Genomic DNA, 681 nt, shown 5'->3' with positions numbered 1-681 from the left:
GAGCCGGCGGACTCTCTGGCGGACTCCGCCTCCAAACGGGCCAGGGTTCGACCCGCGCCCGGGCAGGAGGCGGACGACGCCGCCGCCGCCGAGGCCGCCTCGACCGAGTCCGCTCTCCCGTGGCGGGGCCGCGCTGCCTTGATGAAGGAGCTCGCCACACTCGACGAGGACGACAAGGTGGACAGCGACACCATCCTCAAGGTCTGCTCCGCCACGAACACGGCGATCGAAGCGGACAAGTGGAGCTCACAGGACACAATGAGTCCCTACACAGTGAAGTTCTGGTTCCGGCAGTACGTGCACCACGTCGAGGACTTGAAAGACACCTTCGTCGGGGACGACGTCGGGGTTTTCGTCGAGGGCTTGCCCCTGGAGATCCGCCAGTACCCCGCCTTCGTGCTGACGCGCTTGCTGCGCGCGACGTGGGCGGACCTGAGGAAGATGGCGTCCTGCATGGGGGACCTGGTGAAGATCGCGCCGGCTCTGCTGCCGCCCATCGGTCACGCGCTCGTGGAAGCCGCGGTCGCGGACATTTCGGCGGCCGAGTGCTACGCCTACAACGACCTTCCGCTGCAGCTGAAAAATAAATTCTTCTTGAGTCCCCTCTACAAGGACTTCCTCGCAGAGCGAAGCCGGACCTTCATCGCGCAGGCAAGAACCTCGGAGTCTCTGAGTGCGGGG

Annotated in this window: 1 protein-coding gene; it reads left to right on the top strand. The window is 65.3% G+C overall.

Annotation, left to right across the window (positions count from 1 at the left end; genetic code table 11):
* On the top strand, nt 1-681 hold a 681-nt coding region (locus GY769_13595; GenBank protein ID MCP4202951.1), incomplete at both ends, for a hypothetical protein.

The sequence above is a fragment of the bacterium genome, from assembly GCA_024224155.1.
Lineage (GTDB): Bacteria > Acidobacteriota > Thermoanaerobaculia > Multivoradales > JAHEKO01 > CALZIK01.
The sequence above is the reverse complement of the archived record's forward strand: the minus strand, read 5'-3'. Positions and strand labels throughout refer to the sequence as shown.